The 16,820-nt window shown below is 68.8% G+C and carries 16 protein-coding genes and 2 pseudogenes; 7 read left to right on the top strand and 11 right to left on the bottom strand.

Translation table 11 applies throughout. From position 1 onward, the window contains the following. Window positions 1–532: 532 nt before the first annotated feature. A pseudogene (locus tag AC07F3_RS34375) lies at window positions 533–649 on the top strand (RNA polymerase sigma factor SigF); the annotation flags it as partial. Window positions 650–873: 224 nt separating this feature from the next. Next, window positions 874–1,266, top strand: coding sequence for an STAS domain-containing protein (locus AC07F3_RS34370; protein ID WP_479118518.1), 393 nt, complete (start codon window positions 874–876; stop codon window positions 1,264–1,266). 95 nt (window positions 1,267–1,361) lie between these two features. Here AC07F3_RS34370 and AC07F3_RS34365 read toward each other — a convergent pair whose 3' ends face one another. Then, window positions 1,362–1,895 carry a MarR family winged helix-turn-helix transcriptional regulator gene (locus AC07F3_RS34365; protein WP_479118517.1) on the bottom strand — a complete coding sequence of 178 codons (534 nt, stop codon included), beginning with the start codon at window positions 1,893–1,895 and terminating at the stop codon, window positions 1,362–1,364. 715 nt (window positions 1,896–2,610) lie between these two features. On the opposite strand from AC07F3_RS34365, the gene AC07F3_RS34360 reads away from it, so the two are divergent. After that, window positions 2,611–2,997 (top strand): MarR family winged helix-turn-helix transcriptional regulator, encoded by a 387-nt coding sequence (locus AC07F3_RS34360; RefSeq protein ID WP_479118516.1) that lies wholly within the window; start codon window positions 2,611–2,613, stop codon window positions 2,995–2,997. A 259-nt stretch (window positions 2,998–3,256) separates the two neighbouring features. Here AC07F3_RS34360 and AC07F3_RS34355 read toward each other — a convergent pair whose 3' ends face one another. The 6 genes from AC07F3_RS34355 to AC07F3_RS34330 all read right to left on the bottom strand — a co-directional run bounded on the left by AC07F3_RS34355 (window position 3,257) and on the right by AC07F3_RS34330 (window position 8,734). Continuing rightward, complete coding sequence (locus tag AC07F3_RS34355) at window positions 3,257–4,504, bottom strand: PP2C family protein-serine/threonine phosphatase (RefSeq protein ID WP_479118514.1); 1,248 nt, start codon at window positions 4,502–4,504, stop codon at window positions 3,257–3,259. Then, window positions 4,501–5,511 carry a SpoIIE family protein phosphatase gene (locus tag AC07F3_RS34350; RefSeq protein ID WP_479118512.1) on the bottom strand — a complete coding sequence of 337 codons (1,011 nt, stop codon included), beginning with the start codon at window positions 5,509–5,511 and terminating at the stop codon, window positions 4,501–4,503. Before AC07F3_RS34350 ends, AC07F3_RS34355 begins: the two co-directional genes overlap by 4 nt. Continuing rightward, window positions 5,502–5,960, bottom strand: a complete 459-nt coding sequence (locus tag AC07F3_RS34345) for an anti-sigma regulatory factor (RefSeq protein WP_479118511.1) — start codon at window positions 5,958–5,960, stop codon at window positions 5,502–5,504. The genes AC07F3_RS34350 and AC07F3_RS34345 overlap by 10 nt, the downstream gene beginning before the upstream one ends. Beyond that, the gene (locus AC07F3_RS34340) at window positions 5,944–6,354 is read right to left on the bottom strand and encodes an STAS domain-containing protein (RefSeq protein ID WP_479118510.1); all 411 of its coding nucleotides are present in this window, start codon (window positions 6,352–6,354) and stop codon (window positions 5,944–5,946) included. The genes AC07F3_RS34345 and AC07F3_RS34340 overlap by 17 nt, the downstream gene beginning before the upstream one ends. After that, window positions 6,351–7,223 (bottom strand): STAS domain-containing protein, encoded by an 873-nt coding sequence (locus tag AC07F3_RS34335; RefSeq protein WP_479118508.1) that lies wholly within the window; start codon window positions 7,221–7,223, stop codon window positions 6,351–6,353. Before AC07F3_RS34335 ends, AC07F3_RS34340 begins: the two co-directional genes overlap by 4 nt. Window positions 7,224–8,125: 902 nt before the next feature. Continuing rightward, entirely contained in the window at window positions 8,126–8,734 is a 609-nt protein-coding gene (locus AC07F3_RS34330) for a MarR family winged helix-turn-helix transcriptional regulator (protein ID WP_479118506.1), read from the bottom strand. Here AC07F3_RS34330 and AC07F3_RS34325 point away from each other — a divergent pair. Next, complete coding sequence (locus AC07F3_RS34325) at window positions 8,721–9,896, top strand: PP2C family protein-serine/threonine phosphatase (RefSeq protein WP_479118504.1); 1,176 nt, start codon at window positions 8,721–8,723, stop codon at window positions 9,894–9,896. The genes AC07F3_RS34330 and AC07F3_RS34325 overlap by 14 nt on opposite strands. A gap of 321 nt (window positions 9,897–10,217) precedes the next feature. On the opposite strand, the gene AC07F3_RS34320 is transcribed toward AC07F3_RS34325, so the two are convergent. Beyond that, window positions 10,218–10,586 (bottom strand): STAS domain-containing protein, encoded by a 369-nt coding sequence (locus tag AC07F3_RS34320; RefSeq protein WP_479118502.1) that lies wholly within the window; start codon window positions 10,584–10,586, stop codon window positions 10,218–10,220. A gap of 148 nt (window positions 10,587–10,734) precedes the next feature. Here AC07F3_RS34320 and AC07F3_RS34315 point away from each other — a divergent pair, with 148 nt between their 5' ends. Together AC07F3_RS34315 and AC07F3_RS34310 are read left to right on the top strand one after the other, a co-directional pair. Then, window positions 10,735–11,229, top strand: coding sequence for an ATP-binding protein (locus tag AC07F3_RS34315; protein WP_479118501.1), 495 nt, complete (start codon window positions 10,735–10,737; stop codon window positions 11,227–11,229). A gap of 498 nt (window positions 11,230–11,727) precedes the next feature. Beyond that, on the top strand, window positions 11,728–12,099 hold the full coding sequence (locus AC07F3_RS34310; RefSeq protein WP_479118500.1) for a hypothetical protein: 372 nt from the start codon (window positions 11,728–11,730) through the stop codon (window positions 12,097–12,099). 199 nt (window positions 12,100–12,298) lie between these two features. On the opposite strand, the gene AC07F3_RS34305 is transcribed toward AC07F3_RS34310, so the two are convergent. The 3 genes from AC07F3_RS34305 to AC07F3_RS34295 form a co-directional block, all read right to left on the bottom strand. Continuing rightward, window positions 12,299–13,210 carry a SigB/SigF/SigG family RNA polymerase sigma factor gene (locus AC07F3_RS34305; RefSeq protein ID WP_479118499.1) on the bottom strand — a complete coding sequence of 304 codons (912 nt, stop codon included), beginning with the start codon at window positions 13,208–13,210 and terminating at the stop codon, window positions 12,299–12,301. A gap of 1,135 nt (window positions 13,211–14,345) precedes the next feature. Then, a complete protein-coding gene (locus AC07F3_RS34300) occupies window positions 14,346–15,371 on the bottom strand; it encodes an NADP-dependent oxidoreductase (protein ID WP_479118498.1) in 1,026 nt (341 codons plus the stop codon). Window positions 15,372–15,374: 3 nt separating this feature from the next. Beyond that, window positions 15,375–15,803: a MarR family winged helix-turn-helix transcriptional regulator gene (locus tag AC07F3_RS34295; protein ID WP_479118496.1), complete on the bottom strand. Its 429-nt coding sequence runs from the start codon at window positions 15,801–15,803 to the stop codon at window positions 15,375–15,377. 225 nt (window positions 15,804–16,028) lie between these two features. Here AC07F3_RS34295 and AC07F3_RS34290 point away from each other — a divergent pair. Further along, window positions 16,029–16,495 (top strand): annotated as a pseudogene (locus AC07F3_RS34290) (VOC family protein). Window positions 16,496–16,820 lie beyond the last annotated feature (325 nt).

The raw sequence follows: 16,820 nt of genomic DNA, 5'->3' as shown, positions 1-16,820 counted from the left end.
CTCCCCCCCCCCCCCCCCCCCCCCCCCCCCCCCCCCCCCCCCCCCCCCCCCCCCCCCCCCCCCCCCCCCCCCCCCCCCCCCCCCCCCCCCCCGCCACATCGCCATATTGCGGGCCGGCCCTGGCCCGGTCCGGAAGCGACGGCCACTGGTGAGGGAGCGTGTGAACTCCGGCGTCCTGCCCGCACACTCAGTAGCGGCTGTGGCGCCGGTGAGTCCGCTGGTGAGGGACCCGCAGAGCTGCCCGGCGGAAGCCGACTCGGGGGCGGGGCACAGGGTTGCGCCTGGCGGGCTTTGACGGGGCGAACGCGAGCAGCAGCAAGGGCACGAGAGCTGAGACGAGGATGAGCACCATAACGAGGGTCATGTTTCCGCCTTCCGTCGAGTGCTGACGGCCTGTCACTACAGCTCGTAACCGCACAGCGGTTGGATAAACACGTTCCGTGTTTGAGTCTCGGGGGGCGGCACCCCGATCTTTTCGGGAATGGACGAGCCGCACCGTCCCGCGGAGGGCGCAGCCGACCATCGGTAGACGCGGAACACGCTGGTCGGGACGTACATGTCGCTGGTGCGTATCGCCGCCCGCCGTCTCCGGCAGGTGGCTGACGAGATGAAGGACGTGGTTCAGCTCGGGATGATCGGTCTGATCCGGGATCGCCGGGGGCAGCGCGCCGCAAATGGGTCTGGCCGCGGACGTGATGCGCGGCTCGCGGATAGGCGCCCATCATTTCCTGAAAGCAAGTGTTGCCTATGGGCAACTATCAGGAATACCCTGAGGCGTCGCTCTGTACCTGTCGACCTCTGCGGTGGCCACGCAAGAGCCTTTGCCCCATCGACCCTGGCCGGCGTTTCGCTGCCACCTCAAAGGGGCCCGCCGTGGATACCCGCTTTGCTCAGCCCGCCCTCCGCGTCACACGCTCATCCTCCGGCTTTCTGATCCTTGCCCTGTCCGGGGAGGTGGACCTGGAGACGCTCGGCCCGCTGCGGCACGCTTTGGCTGCCGCGGAACGCGACCCGGCCGAGCCGCTGGTCGTCCTGGATCTGTCGGCCGTTCAGTTCGCTGACGCGGCGCTCGTCAACACGCTCTTGCGTGCCCGGAGCGGCCTCGGGACGCGGCTGCGCCTCGCCGCGCCATCCTGGGTGGTCCTGCGCCTGCTGAGGATTCTCGACCTGGAGCGTTCCTTCCCCATGTTCGCCGCCCTGGCCGCCGCCGGGCTCGACGGGCCGTGGGCGGCCGCGACGGTCAGTCCTGGGGAGCTCGACCGCTGACGGAGAAGCCAGAGACCTGGCAGATGGGCCCATGACCGCCGGTGGAGGGCGCCTCGCCCTGGCTGGGAGCGTTCACGGAACGAGCCGTGCATCCTTCAGGCAGGGCGCGCGATCCTCAAGTGGGTCTCCTCCGCTGTCCCGTCCCGGCCGGACTGGCCCGCCCCGGCAGCGCCACTGTCCACGACCGCGGCAGCCGCCCGTCGAAAAGCGGCCAGTCCCTTGACGAGGTGGGCCACCTCGTCCGGGGACATCGTCGTCAGGACGGGCCGAAGCTCATCCAGCTCCCGAAGCCTTGACTCCTCCAGCAGAGCCCGGCCCTGGCGGCTCAAATACAACTCCAGCTCCCGCCGACTGGTGGGGCTGAGGCGGCGCTCCACCAAACCGGCCGCCTCCAACCGATCGCACAGACGGCTCGTTGCCGGCGGGCTTGAGCGCAGCGCCTCGCCCAGAGCCCGCAAGTTGCCGCCCTCCAGGCGACCGATCGCCAGCAGCGCCCGCATCTGCGATGCCGATACCGGGCTCGCCGGTGCCGCGCCGCGAGCTCGTTCCTGCAAAACGCCGAGCAGCCCCGTCACCTCGACGGCGACATCTGCAGCTTCCGGCGATCGACTGGCAGGGCTTGGGCGCATTGCCCTACTGTGCCATCCGCAGAGTCGCGCTGTCAGTACTGGGTGCTCGGTCAACCAATCGCTCTTCTCTCACGCAACCCGCGCACCTCCCGTCAATGCAGGCCCAAAGCCGACTGAGGACGGTACGCGGGCACGGCTTCACCTTGCAGATGTCCGCTCTGAAGCTGCTGCCCCGGGTCGCGATGATCTTGGCGAGGTGGGGGTCCGCCGCCCGGCCGCGTACTCGACGGCGAGCTCAAGACCGGCCGCCGCTGGATCTCACCAGCCTCGGCCTTCACCTCTCTGGTGACGGTTCCGCCGTTCCGCGCCGGGGGAACGGTCATGCACGGCTCCCATGCTGCGGGTGAAGCCCCCGCCCATCGCATGACGCGGGCGCTTCTGCGGCGGCCGGAATTAGACTATGTCGGTCGTACTGCGGAGACGTGCGGGTGCCCGGCGCATCATCCGTTGGCGTGCGGCGACCTCCGGAGCCTCACGGCCTACTCCCAGAAAATATTACGGGGTTGGGATACTTTCCCCAGACAGGGCACATGACTGGTAGCCGTTCGGGCACGGTTGCACGTGAGCGAACGCCTCCTGGATGGGGTCGTATGTCTGCATCAACGGGAGTGACGGCCACGTGAACCGCGCGGGATCCTCAGACGATCCCCTGGACTGCTCTGCCCGGCAGGTGGCTGAAGCCGCAGATGCCTTGGTAACCACCTGGAATAAGGCAGTGCAGAACGTGGTGCCCCGTCTCTCCGGCATGCAGGTCGAGGCCCTGAAGATCGTCTCCCAGGCTCCGGGCCTCAACCTCACGAGCTTGGCTGATCTGGTCGGCGCCACGGCCCCTACGGCCAGCAGACTTTGTGACCGACTGGAGGCGGCGGGGCTCCTTCGGCGCGAGCGCGCTCCGGCCAACCGACGCGAAGTGGGGCTGTCGCTGACCCTGCACGGCCAGCAGCTGTGGGCGTCCATCTCCGAGCAGCGCTCCCTGGCCATGCGGCGGGTCCTTCAGGAGGTGCCTGCCGCGCAGCGTGAGGCACTGCTGGCGGGCCTGTGGGCATTCGCCGCCGCCGTGAAGGAGGGCCAGGGGAAGGGCGGTTCTGGCCGGTATCCCTGACGGTCCCTTGGTGGGGGCGGGGAGATGCGCGTGAGCCCTGGCCCAGCTGGCAGGGCGGGGGCCTGCCGGGCGGTGCCTGCTCGGATCTCCGGATGTGGCTGGTAGCCGGGAGGAGGGGCGGCGCGTGCCGAGGCTGCATGTGATGGCGAGTACTTCGTGGCTCAGAGCGGTCGCGAAGGCAGCCAGGTCCAGGACGCCGACCGCGCCCCTTGACCGCGGTCGCGGGGGAGGTCCCCCCTCCGTAGCGGTGGCGGCTGTGCTAGCCGAGAGTCGGGGCGGTACGGAGGGCGAGCGCGAGGGTGTCGTCGGGATGCAGGACGATGGTGTGCATGTCGGTGGCGATCGCCGCGGGGATGTCGGCCAGTGGTTTCGCGGCGTGCCGCCGTGCCGCTTGAATGAGCCTGGCCTCGCCCTCCAGTGGGTCTCTGCGGCTCTCCGTGAGCCCGTCGGTGTAGAGGATGAGAAGGTCGCCCGGCCCGAGCTGCGTGTGCAGGAGCCCGTCACTGCCGGGCAGCGGGTAGCCGATCCCCCGGCCTGAGGTTTCGAGGTAGTCCGCGGTGCCGTCTGCCCGCAGCATGAGCGCCGGCGGGTGGCTGCCGTTGGCCAGTTGCAGCGAGCCGGTGGCGGGGTCGAGCCGGGCGAGCAGGACGGTCGCCATCAACCCCGGGTTGAGCGGCATGAGCAGTTCGTGGGCCCGCGCGAGGATGCCCTGGAGGGGATGCCCCTCCAGGGCGAGTGTGCGGACGCAGTGAGTGACGTCCAGGGCGGCTCGCGTGCTGCGCACACCGTGGCCCAGCGCGTCGACGACGGTGATGTGGAGGGTGCCGTCGGGCAGGAGGAACCAGTCGTAGAGATCGCCGCCGGTGGGGGCGTGCGGGTCGGCGGGCGCGTAGTGGACGCCGAGTTCCAGTCCTTTGACCTCCAAGGGAGGCGGCCGCAGCGCGGCTTCGAGTTCCTGGAGCATCGTTCCGTGCGCCTGGCGCAGCTGTTCGTCGCGCTCTTCGAGCTGTACGTACAGGGCGAGGACGCCGCCGTTGGTCTCGGCCAGCTCGTGTTTGATCCGGCGGTGCTCGGCCATCAAGGTGTCGGCGTGGGCGAGGGCGGCGCGCAGCTCCTGGTCCACCGCGTCCGCCTCGCTGGGCAGCGCGTTGGCCGGGCGGAGGCTGAGGCGCTGGGGCGCGGGGTTGTCGTCGGGCAGGGGGATGCGCCAGGCCACCGAGGTGGCGGACGTCATCGGGGCTGCGGGCAGGGGCAGTTGAGTGAGGCCGAGGGGGCCCCAGGCCTCTTGCGCACACAGGGTGACTTCCATGACGGAAGCGCTGTCCGCCGGGTCTGCTGCGACGTCGATGGCGAGGGTGACGGGGCGGTTCGCGGCGAACTGGCGTGCCGCCAGGTCCGTCACGGACAGGACCAGACGTGCACGGAGCTCTGGCGGCAGTTCGTACTGGTGGGCCATGCGACGCACTGCCCTGCGCAAGGAAGGCAGTGCGTAGAAGGTGCCGTTCATGAATGCCTCTTGGGGGGCCTGAACGCGAGAGCCGTCGCGTCGTCACGGGTGCGGCGGTAATGGTGGGTCACCGAGGCGATGAGCAGCGGCGGGGGAAGGCGCAGCGTGAACAGCGAGGCGTCGAGCGTCCATCGGGCATCGATGCCGTCGGTGTGCAGGACGGCCGTGCTTCCGGCCGGCAGCGGGATGGGATGTGTTCTGGGGGTGGGCATGCGCCACCCCACGACGCCGGGCTGACCGGTCAGACGGTGGTGGATGCCGTCAGGGGCCAGCGCCACGGCTCGAACATTGCCGATCCCGCAGTATTCGGCCCGTTCCGCGTGGAGGCGCAGCACCGCCACGGCCGCACCACGCGTGTGGCGCAGCGCGCGGTGCAGGGCGGCCAGGATGTCGGGCAGGGGGTGCTCGGCGGCGCTGTGAAAGGACCGCAGCGCGATGTGGGCGGCTTCCGCCGCGTCGGCGCCGTGTCCCAGCCCGTCGACGACGATGGCGGTGTGTGCGTCGCCGGTGCGGACGATGGTTCCGGCGTCCCCGCAGTGGTGTTCGCGGTCGGCGGGCAGGCAGACCAGCGCAGCCGTCTGGTCGGCCTGGTCCGGCCGGTCGGGCAGGGTGATGCGGGCGCATGCCAGGGTGCCGGTGCCGACTTCGGTGCGGACGGTGAAGTTCGTGGCTATGCGGCTGACGGCTCCCAGGCCGGCGCCGAGGGTGCCGACGGTGGTGTAGCCGTCTCTCAGGCAGCGTTCCAGTTCCGGCATGCCGGGCCCGCGGTCGGCGGCGAGGATCTCCAGGCCGCCTCCCAGGGGGAGCGGCTGAAGGTACAGGGCGCCGTTGGTCGCGTGCTTGTTGATATTGCTCGCCAGCTCCGAGGCGACTACAGCCGCCCGGTCGGGCAGTGCGCCGGGCAGCCCGCACCGCTCGCCGAGCGCTCGGGCGGCCTCAGCGGCGAGATGGACAGCGCTGTAGTGGTCGATGCGTACATGCGCTGTGGTCAGGGTGTTCAGCGGCACGGTCCGGTCCATCGAGTGGCGATCACGGTCGTGCCTTCTCCGACCGTGGTGTGCACCTCGAAGTCGTCCATGAGCCGGCGTGCTCCGCCGAGTCCGTGTCCCAGGCCGGCACCGGTGGTGAACCCGTCGGCCAGTGCGGCCTCCACATCGGGGATGCCGGGTCCGCGGTCGCTTATCGTCAGCCGCAGTCCCGTCCTGGTGCCGCGACGGGGGTAGTCGATGGTGAGCGTTCCGCCTCCGCCGTGAACGTAGGCGTTGCGCGCCAGTTCGCTGGCGGCGGTCACCACCCGAGTCTGGTCGATGATGCCGAAGCCGGCCTTCACCGTGGCCGCACGCACGGCGTGACGAGCCGTCAGAAGGTCCTCGTCCGTGCGCAGGGTCAGCTGCTCGGTGAGCGGCTCCTTGGCGGCGGGGGCCGCGGCCGCGTGACGGTCAGCGAGTTGGGTCATGTCGCCTCCCTCCCGGCGGCCGCGAGCCCTGATGCCAGCCGAGTACGGCCATGCCCTGTTCGGCATTGAGGGCTGTTTCGACACCTTCGAGCTCCAGGCCCAGTTCGACCAGAGTGATAGCCACCGCCGGCCGCATGCCCGCGACGATGACCCGTGCTCCCAGGAGCCGAGCCATGGAGGTCATCTCCATCAGCATGCGCGCGACGAAGGAGTCGACCATCTCCAGGCGCGAGATGTCGATCAGGACCCCGCGGGCCTGGTCGGACGCGATGCGCTCGGTCAGCTCGTCCGTGAACGCCAGCGCTGTCTTGTCGTCCAGCTCATTGAGGAGCCCGGTGATCAGGACATCACCCAGTCGCAGAATCGGAACCCCGCCGCTCGGCTGCTCCCTCACCGCAGCGCCTGCGGCTCGACGGCGACGTCTTCGGTCAGTTTGATGGCCTCGGACAGGGCGTCCGCCAGACTGGCGCGCGTGAGAATCTTCGACAGGTCGATGCCCAGTTGGGCGATGGTCTGAGCGATCGGCGGACGGATGCCACTGATGACGCAGTCAGCACCCATGAGCCGCACGGCGTTGACGGTCTGCATCAAGTGCTGGGCCACCGCGGTGTCCACCGTGGGCACCCCAGTGATGTCGATGATGGCGACCTGCGCCTCATGTTCCTGGATCGCCTGCAGCAGGTTCTCCATCACCACCTGCGTACGGGCGGTGTCGAGAGTGCTGATCAAGGGAACCGCGAGCACATGACGCCACAGCCGCACCACGGGCGTCGACAGTTCGAGCAGCTGGCGGCTCTGCCGTCGGATGATCTCTTCGCGGCCCTCGACGTACGTTTCGAACGACAAGGCTCCGGCCGCGTCCAGCAGCCGGCTGACCAGCAGGGCGGCTGAGAACAGCTCGGCTCCGTCCTGCGTGGTTGCCTGGACCGCCTCCAGCACGGCCTCTTTGAGGACGAGGACCGCCAGCGACGTCGCCGTCGGCGTTGCGCCGCCCCGTGCCCGACGCAGCGAGAGATCAATAACGGCCTGGCGCAACTCCTGATGAGCGTTCACCACCTGACTGGCAGGCAGTTCGGTCTCCAGGCCCCCGCCCAAGGCGGACACCAAAGCATCGGCCTCTTCCCGCAGTTCGCGCTCGCTGACTCCTTCTCTCAGCTCGGCCTGCGCCAGCTGTAGCGCGACCCACCGGTCGGCCACCGCATCAGCGCTTTCCTGCAACACCTTCGCCAGGCGCTGCCGGACCACGGCCTCGCTGCTACTCACTCAGATCCCCTTCGTCGGTACTGTTCAGTGCGTGGGTGGAGACAGGGCCGTCCTCGCGCCCTTCGGGGCTCCTACCAGCGACACCCTAAACGTGAAACTGTTGTCGTATGGCAAATATACGCACGCGTGCGCTCGCCATGGAACCCCTGCCCCCGTCTCGCTGCCACACCCCGTCCGCAACCCCCGCCTTCTGTGACGACGGTCATGGGTCAAAGCGAGCAGAACGTCCTTGAAACATCCCAACTTCCGCCACATCTCACGACTTACCCGCTCGGAAGTGGCCGCTCTGTCGGCCCGGGTTCGGCGACTTCGCTGTGTGGGTCGCCTCGGTCGCCCTCTGTAAGACGTCCAGGTGGAGACCCGCAAATGATTGCCGGGCATGCCCGGAGAGCACATCCCCGAGACAGAGGTCGCCACCCAAGGCACGCCCTGCTTGCTCGATGTGATCCCAGCGCTTGGGTGGGAGTTCCTGACCGAGCAAATCGCCCCGCGTACCGGCAGGTTCAGTAACCTCCCCGGGCGAGGCGGTGAGCGAACGTTCGAGTCTTCCTGGCGCCAGCCGCAGTTCCTGCCCGGGCAGCTCGGCCCGGCGATCGCGGGCGGGATCCGGATGGCTGTGGGTCACCCTCACCGGGGCGCCGTTGATAAGCGATCGCACATCGGGGTACGAGCCCCACAGCTGGTGCCGTGCGACCCGCGGTTCGGGCCGAGGTGTCGGGAGTGCGGTCGTCCCATGTGCGGGAAAGGAGTCAAGGAATTGGTGTCACGAAGAAACACTTGCCGTTTGACGGCAGTGCCAGAAGGTCCCAACCCGGATCCGGTTCACGGCCTGCCGTGTGCATCAAGCCCTGGTGGAGGACTGAGGGCTGTGAACCCGTTGGTGCCTCGGCCAATAGGCGGCGTCACGCTGTGCCCAAGGCCTCGGCGTTCAGGGCGCCGTCTTCCTCCGCTTCCCGCAGGATGGCTGAGCGGAAGCAGGCCAGCCCCTGCACGAAGGCTTCGCGCTCCTGTGGCGTCATGCTCGATACGACCCCGGCCAACGCGGCTTCGCGGCGCGCCCTCAGATCACTGAGGTAAGCGATGCCCTCGTCCGACAGCCGCAGCTCCACTTCGCGTCGGCTGGCAGAGCTCGGGGCCCGCTGGATGAAACCCAGAGCGTGAAGCCGATCGCACATGCGGCTCACAGACGAAGGGGCGGAGCCCAGTTCGTCTCCGAGGGTCCGCAGGTTGATCCCGTCGTCACCCGCGAGGATGTACAGAACCCTCAGCTGCGAAGCCGAGACCGGCGCGATGGCTGCCAAGTCCCGCCCGTGACTCCACAGCACTTCCAGCACCTCCATGGCCTCGCGAGCGGCGGCCGCGGCGGCCTCCCGGCCATCACCCGCGAAGTCGCCGCTCCCCACAGTGACGGCTTTGAGTCGCGGCGGCAGTCGCCGAGACATAATGCCCTCCCGTTCCTTCTTCGTCCCGTCTTTCTGAATAGGTGGTAATTGACCGGTGGACAGATTCACGGCCGCGGAGCGCGCACTGCGCAAGGCCGCCCCGCACGCTCTGCTCGAAGCTGTGCAGGACGCTCTCGCGGCGCACTACGCGGCCATCTCCGTTGACCTGCTCATGGCCGACTATGCGATGACCATACTGCAACCTGTCAGTGAGCTCCCCTACACCGTCGAACCCATTCCTGTCCACCACAGCTCGCCAGGCCGCGCCTTCGGTGCCCAGCAGCCCTACGTCGAGAAGGACAACCGAACGGGCCGACTGCTCAGCCATCTGCCCATCAGCGTCCGCGGAGACCGCATCGGTGTCCTCAGCGTCAGCCTGGCGCAGGAGCATTACGACGCTGAGACAGAGCAGGAGCTCTGGGACATCGCGGGCGTCCTCGGGCACGAAATCGTCGTCAGCGAGCGCGACACCGACATCTACCTTCAGGCCCGACGGGCCAACCGCCTGACGCTGGCCGCCGAAATGCAGTGGCAGCTGCTGCCGGGCCGGTCCTGCTCCCGCCCGGAGTACGACATCGGAGCCCAGCTCGAGCCCGCCTACGCCATCCACGGCGACAACTTCGACTGGTCGACCTCGGCGGATCGCCTCACCCTGGTGGTCACCAACGGCATGGGCGAGGGGATCGAAGCGGCGCTCCTCACCAACCTCGCCGTCAACGCACTGAGGAACGCCCGCCGGGCGGGCCTGTCGCTGGCCGACCAAGCCTGCCTGGCCGACCAGGCCGTCTACGGCCACTACCAAGGGCGCGCCCACCTCTCCACCCTGCTCCTGCGCTTCGATCTCGAGACCGGCGCCACGGAGATCATCGACGCCGGTTCCCCGAAAATGTGGCGCCTCAGGCAAGGTCGCGTCGAACAGATCAAGCTGGAGGCGCAACTTCCGCTCGGCATGTTCGAGGACACGCCCTATACAGCCGAGCCGTTTCACGTGGAGCCCGGGGACCGTCTCGTCTTCGTCAGTGACGGCGTCTACGACGTCGCTTCCCCTGCGGGCGAGCGCTACAGCGAGAAAGCCCTGACGCGTGCGCTGACCAGCACCCGCCTGCTGCCCGCCCCACAGGTTCCCCGCGCGGTGCTGCAGGAACTCGCCGGTCACCGCGGCCCCATCGACGCCGACGACGACGCCATGGTCGTCTGCCTCGACTGGCGCGGCCGCCAGAATACGAGCTGACCGCCCGGCACGCTCGGAGATCTCCGCCCCACCCGCGCCCCGGTGAGCGTGGCATCCCTCGACGATCTTCCGGCTCACGGCAGAGCGGATGAGGGTGAGTGATGAGACCTTCGCCCACCTGAAGCCGCAGGCCACAAGGCAGATGTGACGAGTTCGGGCACGACGGCCGGGCGCGGGCGGCCGTCTATGCCCTGGAGCCACCACCTGCGACGTCATCGACCGGACGACGCGGCGGCAGTGAAACGCTCTGATCACCGGGCCCCAGGGGTTGGGCGGCCGTCATGGACCTGGCGTGGGGCTGTGGATCGGAAGTGCGTTGTGTCAGGTGCGGAGGGCCTGTTCAAGGGATTCGTGGGTGTCGATGAGGGAGTCGACGCCGACGATGTGGAGGATGCGCGCCACGCCCTCGGACGGGGAGGCCAGGCGCAGCCAGCCGCCCGCTTGGGTCAGGCTGTTGTGGGCGGCGATGAGGATGTTGATGCCGCTGGAGTCCATGAAGGTGACCTGACGCAGATCGACCACCATGCGCACGGTGTGCGCGTCTGCGGGATCGAGGGCCCCGCTCAGGACGCCGCCGGTGTCGTGGTCGATCTCTCCGGTCAGCGTCACCACTCGGACGCCATCGGTGTCCGAGACCACGGCCGACAGCTGTCCGGCGCTTTCGATACCCTTCGTCCCTGACTCATCCATACGGCAGATCCTGGCACACTCAGAGCCAGGCCCGCAGCGTCGTTACGGGGGTGGGTCCAACCCGCCGCGTCGGCGGGCGAACGCATCGATGGAGCGGGTGTGTTCCGCGAATGCGCGGGTACGCGCCAGGTGTTGCGAAGGGGGAGCAATGGCGAGCGTGCAGGAGCGAGGTCTGGTGGAGGAAGGCGGGGAAGCGCCGGGTGCCTGGCCGCTTCATGTCGGTGCGGCACTGGACGGGGACAGCGCGTGTATTGCCCAAGCCCGCCATCTGGCTGCGGATTTCCTTGTTCGTGCGCGGGACGAGTACGGCGTCGTCGTCTCGCAGCGGGCACAGGACATCGCGTGTCTGGTTGTCAGCGAGTTGGTCACCAACGCGCTGAAATACGCACCGGGCCCGGTTCTGCTCGACCTGAAGATCGAGGGCGGGACAGTGGAGATCGCGGTGTGGGACTCCGACCCCGTGCTGCCGATCGCCCGTGCCGCGGACGCCGGCCGGGTGGGGCAGCATGGTTTGGAAATCGTCCTGACGGTCGCCGCGAGTTTCGAAGCGAGGAAGGAAACCGTCGGCAAACGCATCACCGCCGCCATCGCCCTTGACGAGGCGCCCCGACCCCTGCGGCCCTCCCGGCACGAGCCCTCGTAACCTCTCTTCGGGCTACTGGACCAGCAGCGTTACTACGCGAGTACCAGGAGACGGAACGGCCCGCACGTGCCCGCTGGACCGGGCTGTCCCGGGTCGGCGAGCGGTGCCGAGAAAACGAGCCAACCGGGGCATCAGTACGTGCGGATCGTGCCGCGGGTATCGCTCCCTGTCCTCGGCCTGCTGAAGGGACAGCTTCTCGCCGACGAGCCTCTCCGCGTCCATACGCCGGGTACGGCATCGAGGTGCAGAGCTGGATGTCCTCGTCCTGGTCTGCTTCCTACAGCCCTCTCCACGAGGGTGCCGAGCTGTTTCCGGCAGAACGGGCACCGGAGGCCTCCCAGAGGGAGTAGGGCTCGAACGTCTGGGCAGACGGGCTTCATGCACGGACAACATGCGCGTCCCGCGAGCACTCCGTTCGGTCAGCCCTCCGCGACCGCCATGCCGCTGCCTGGGCAGGCCAGCGCCAAGCATGCGCGTCCAGGTCGGCTGACCGGTCGGATGCGACGGAGGATCCTCGCGTACCGGGCCATCGACTTCCTGTCCACGCACATCCCAGAGGCGTCCGGACCAGGCGAGGAATGCCTGCTTCTTGTCCACGTCCGCCACGTCGTCGGCCAGGTCCACTACCGGTTGTGTGCTGATTGCGCCCAAGGGGTCATCACCGACGTCGTCATCAATGAGCCCTTCCGCAGCAGCGGCCTGGGCACCCGGGCCCTGTCACACCTGCGCACCCGCCACCCTGGCATCACCTGGACGAACACCTCGCGCACACGCACCCCACGCGATCTCCTGCGCCGCATGCGCATCCCCGCCTCCACGCCCGGCGAGCCGTGTGCTCATACGGGTCAGCCACTGCCGCTGCACGCGTGAGCGCCGAGGACGAGCGGGGGGCCACTGGCACAGTCCTGCGGGCTGGGACTTGGTCGTCTGCGCCCGCGGCTCGACCGCCGCTCGACGTGGTGCGGGACGGTGAAGCCCTTCGTGCGCGCGCCGGTCCCGACGATCTGGGTGTGAACGCCCAACTGTGCTGCCGCCCAGTGCCTGACCGGGCGGGGCGGGCGCCAGGTGTCTAGGCTGCGGTCTCGTCGAGCAGGCCTGCGCGGAGCTTGGTGATGATTCTGGACAGGAGTCGGGAGACCTGCATCTGGGAGATGCCGAGTTCGACGCCGATCTGTGCCTGGGTCATCTCGAGTCCGAAGCGCATGCTGACGATGCGGCGTTCGCGTTCGTCGAGCTGTTCCATGAGGGGGGCCAGGGCGTGGAGGTCTTCGACCTTTTCCATGCCGGGGTCTTCCTCGCCGATGAAATCAGCCACGCTGCGCGTCTTGGTGCTGGGAGACTGGCTGGCGTCCTCCGCGTCGGCGGACATGTCCAGGGAGCCGGCCGTGTACCCGTTGGACGCGATGATCCCATCGATGACCTCGTCCTCGTTCAGCTCGAGGTGGGCGGCCAGCTCCTTGACGGTGGGGTCCCGGTCGAGCTGAAGACGGAGGTTGTCCTTGGCCTTCGCGATCTCGGTGCGCAGCTCCTGGAGGCGGCGTGGGACGTGTACGGCCCAGGTGGTGTCGCGGAAGAAGCGCTTGATCTCGCCGACGATGTAGGGGATGGCGAAGGAGGTGAACTCGACCTCGCGGGAGAGGTCGAAGCGGTCGATCGCCTTGATCAGGCCGATTGTGCCGACCTGGATCACGTCCTCCAGGTCGCCGTCGCCGCGGTTGCGGAAGCGGCTCGCTGCGAAGCGGACCAGGGACAGGTTCATCTCGATCAGGGTGTTCCGCGCGTACTGGTACTCGGCAGTTCCCTCTTCCAGAACCTGGAGCTGGTCGAAGAACACCTTCGACAGGGCACGGGCGTCCCTGGGGGCCACGGTGCCGGCGTCCTTGATCCACGGCAGCTCACCCGCCACAGCCGCCGCAGCGCTGGACTGCGTGCTGCCGACTGCCACCCCGTCCAGGTGCTCCGGTTCCGCCACCGCTGCCATGCGAATCCCTCCCTAACCGTCGCCGATCTCGATCGGCCAACCGCGTACCTCAAGCCGTTCGGAGCACGCATGCCGTGACGCATGTCAGCCCGTCAGGCCTCTGACGTGGCACCAGAGCGACGTTCGCCTGGCGCGCCGCCCATGTTATCGCTCGATGCCGATTATCCCTCTCGCAGGGGCAGCAAAATCTGTTGTGGCGAGATTAGACATTGGGGGGTGGCGTGGTTTGGTTCCTGGCGTCGCTGAGAAGGGTGACAGAGCCTGGAAGAGACGAACTGCCTGGCAGCAGTATCGCAGTTGTCGTTCGCATGACGGTGCGGTGGTGGAGTTTCGAAGCCAGCACGGTTGCAGGCTGGTGACGCGACCGGCCGCCGCACCGGGTGGCCCGCAGTGATCAGGGGCTGCTGTGAGGAAGCAACAGCAGTATCCGCGGCGGCAGTGCTTGAGCAGTACCCCGGCGAAAGCGTCGGTTGCGGGCACTCGCCGGCGGCGTGGCAGTGGGGCTTCCAGCAAGCCGGAGCGGACGCAGGACGGGCGACGGTCCTGCTGGCGACCAAGGGTGTCGGGAAGGAGATGGCGGAGGCTGCGCAACGACTCGGCAGCCACTGTGAAACTCGAGGAGGGAACGGTGGGGGAGACTGGGGTGGTGAATATAGAACCCCGTCGTACCTCGGATAGCGGTCCCGCTCTGTTCAGCGCGGTGGAGTCGCCGACCCCGACCCGTCCACATCAGGCCCCGGGACAGACAGACCAGGCGCCGCCCGCCGTATTCCTCGAACCCGGCCGCACCCCCGCGGCCCTGCCCCGCCCCCTGGAAGCGGACGGGACCGACTGAGCCGTTCGCTGCGGCCGGAGACGATTGCGGGACGGGGCCCGTAGGTCCCGTTCTTCCCCCGGATCTTCGTCTGGCAGCGCGTCCCGCCTCACGCCCGAGGGGGTCCAGGACGTCCGTCGCGTGAATGTGCTCATGGCCTGGATCCGGCGTGCCCAGCCCAGGGAGCGCACAAGGTCCGGTGCGACGGGACAGGAAATAGCCGGCGCCGAGTCAGGGTGACCGTCTCTGCCGACATGGACCCGTCTCGAGGAATCTGGTCTGCCTCGTTCGCGTGCGCCCTGGCGGCAGTCGATGGGCGCGTCACCCCCGGACTCGGACAAGCTGCTTCCCGAGGTTGTGGCCACGGAAGAGCCCGGCGAGGGCGGCGGGCGCCTGTGTGAGGTCTTCCGCGACGGACTCTTCCACGACGATGTCGCCCTTCGCGGACCAGTCGGCGAGCGCGCGGAATGCCTCGGGGAAGCGGTCGGCGTGGTCGAGGAAGACGAAGCCCTCCATACGGGCGCGGCGCAGGCCCAGTTGGAGGTAGTTGCGTGGGCCGGTTGCGGGTGCCTCACCCCGGTAGCCGGAGGCGACGGCGCCGCAGACCACGATGCGGGCGTGCAGGGCCAGGCGATCCAGGACCGCCTCCAGGAGGTCACCGCCCACGTTGTCGAAGTACACGTCGATGCCCTCGGGGGCGAGGCGGGCCAGTTCGGCGGGGACATCGTCGCTGGTGTGATCGATGCACGCGTCCAACCCCGCGGTCTCGACCGCCCAGCGGCACTTGCGTTCGCCGCCCGCGATTCCGATCACGCGTGCACGGCGTGCCTTTGCGATCTGGGCGGCGATCGCACCGGTGGCGCCCGCGGCTGCCGAGACGACGACGGTCTCGCCGGCTTGGGGCCGGCCCACGTCGGTCATGCCGAAGTAGGCGGTCAGTCCGGTGGCACCGAAGAGTCCCAGCATGTGGCGTGGTTCGACGCCGGGCGGTACGGGGTGGATGCCGTACAGGCCGTGCGATGAGCCAACGGCGTAGTCCTGCCAGCCGAGTTCGCCGTAGACGTGTGTGCCGACGGGGAGCGCGGGTGCGTTCGAGGCGACCACTTCGCCGACGCCGCCTCCCCGCATCACCTCTCCGAGTCCGACGGGCTCGCGGTAGTTGGGGCTGTCGTTGAGCCAGCCCCGCTGAGTGGGGTCGATGCTCAGCCAGTCGACGCGGACGAGGGCCTGGCCCGGTCCGGGTTGGGGCGTTTTCGTGGTGCGCAGCTCGAAGCAGTCGGGACCGGACGGGTCGAGGTCGCCCTGGGGGCGGCGGGCCAATATCCACTGGCGGTTCGTGCGAGGCATGGGTCAGAGCACTTCCGTGAGTCGGTGGAGCAGGGTGGCGAACGCTTTGTGGTCTGCGGGGCCGAGCGCTCGTCCGAACAGTGCCGAGGCCTTGTCGATGGCGACGGCCGTGGCCTCCTCGGCCTGTGTGGCTCCCGCCTCGGTCAGGGTGACCAGGGCGCGTCGGGCGTCGCGCGGGTCGGGGAAGCGATCGACGTACCCCTGCTTCTCCAGCGGGGCGAGCAGCCGGGCCACGCCGGACGGTGTGATGCCGAGCAGCTCGACGAGGTCGAGTCGGCGCAGCCGCTGCTCGGGGGCCCGAGCGAGGTGATGCAGGACGGCGAACTCCCGGAAGGAGAGCCCCTGCACATCGAGCCGCCGCCGCAGCCCTGCGGCGGCGCGGGTCAGCCCCAGGGCGAGGTCCAGGTCTTCCGCCTTCTGCGACCGGTTCATGAGGTCCTTCACACGTTGAGGCCACGTTGATATTTCGATGACTACTCAACGATAAGTGTGCGACCTCGTCCGCAGCAAGCTGCTTTTGCCGAGCCCGCGACCGCTTGGCCTCACGTTCTCGAACCGCGGGCCGCATGTACGCGTGCGAGAACACGGTCGGGGGTCAGGCTCGTATGGCACGCCCTCAGAGCGGGCCGGGAAGTGGGCAATGCCGCCGCCGTGCAGATGCTCCGCAGAGCCGGTGGCGCGCAGCCGGAGCAGCACCAGCACGGGGACGGTTGCGGCCACCAGAGCACTGAGCAGCCTGCCGCGCAGCGCTCCGCCGTTCACGAGGTGCTGCGCACCCCCACGTGGCGTGCCTACTGGGAGGCGCTGGGGCTGCCTGCGGAGGAGTTGCCGGCTGTGGCGGGCGACATCGCGGAGTCGATCATTGATCCCGAGGGACGTGGACCGCGCGTGTGGTTCCAGCAGGTGCCGGTGCCGAAGCCGCCAAGAACCGGTGGCACTTCGACCTGAAGGTCGGCGGTGGCCGTGACACGCCGATGGAGGTCCGAGTACGGCGGGTGAGGGCCGCGGTGGAACGGCTGGTCGAGGCCGGTGCCACCGACCTGAAGATCAAGGACGAGCCGGACGCGGGGCTCTACGCCACCGCGATGCAGGATCCCGAGGGCAACGAGTTCGACGTTGTCTGAGGGCCCTTACGCGTCGCGATGGAGCACCTTTGACGTCGCGATGGTGGAGATCACAGCCACTTGGTTGTGGCCGGCTGCCTCATCCGTACCCGCCGGTGACGGGTCCGCCCGCAGGTCGGGGACCTGGCTGCGGGTGTCCTCGGCGTCAACCTCCAGGACCAAGCCCTCTACAGGGCGCGTTGTGCCGGGCGGCATCCTCCAAGCGGGCCGCCCGGCACAAGCCTTGGGCGCCCCCGCGGACTGCGTCCTCGGCAGCGTCGTCGCCGGGCGGCGCCGATTCCGTGGCGAGCAGGGAGCCTTTCGACCGGTAGAGGCGGGAAGAGGC

It is taken from the genome of Streptomyces sp. NPDC045846 (assembly GCF_056431605.1).
The sequence above is the reverse complement of the archived record's forward strand: the minus strand, read 5'-3'. Positions and strand labels throughout refer to the sequence as shown.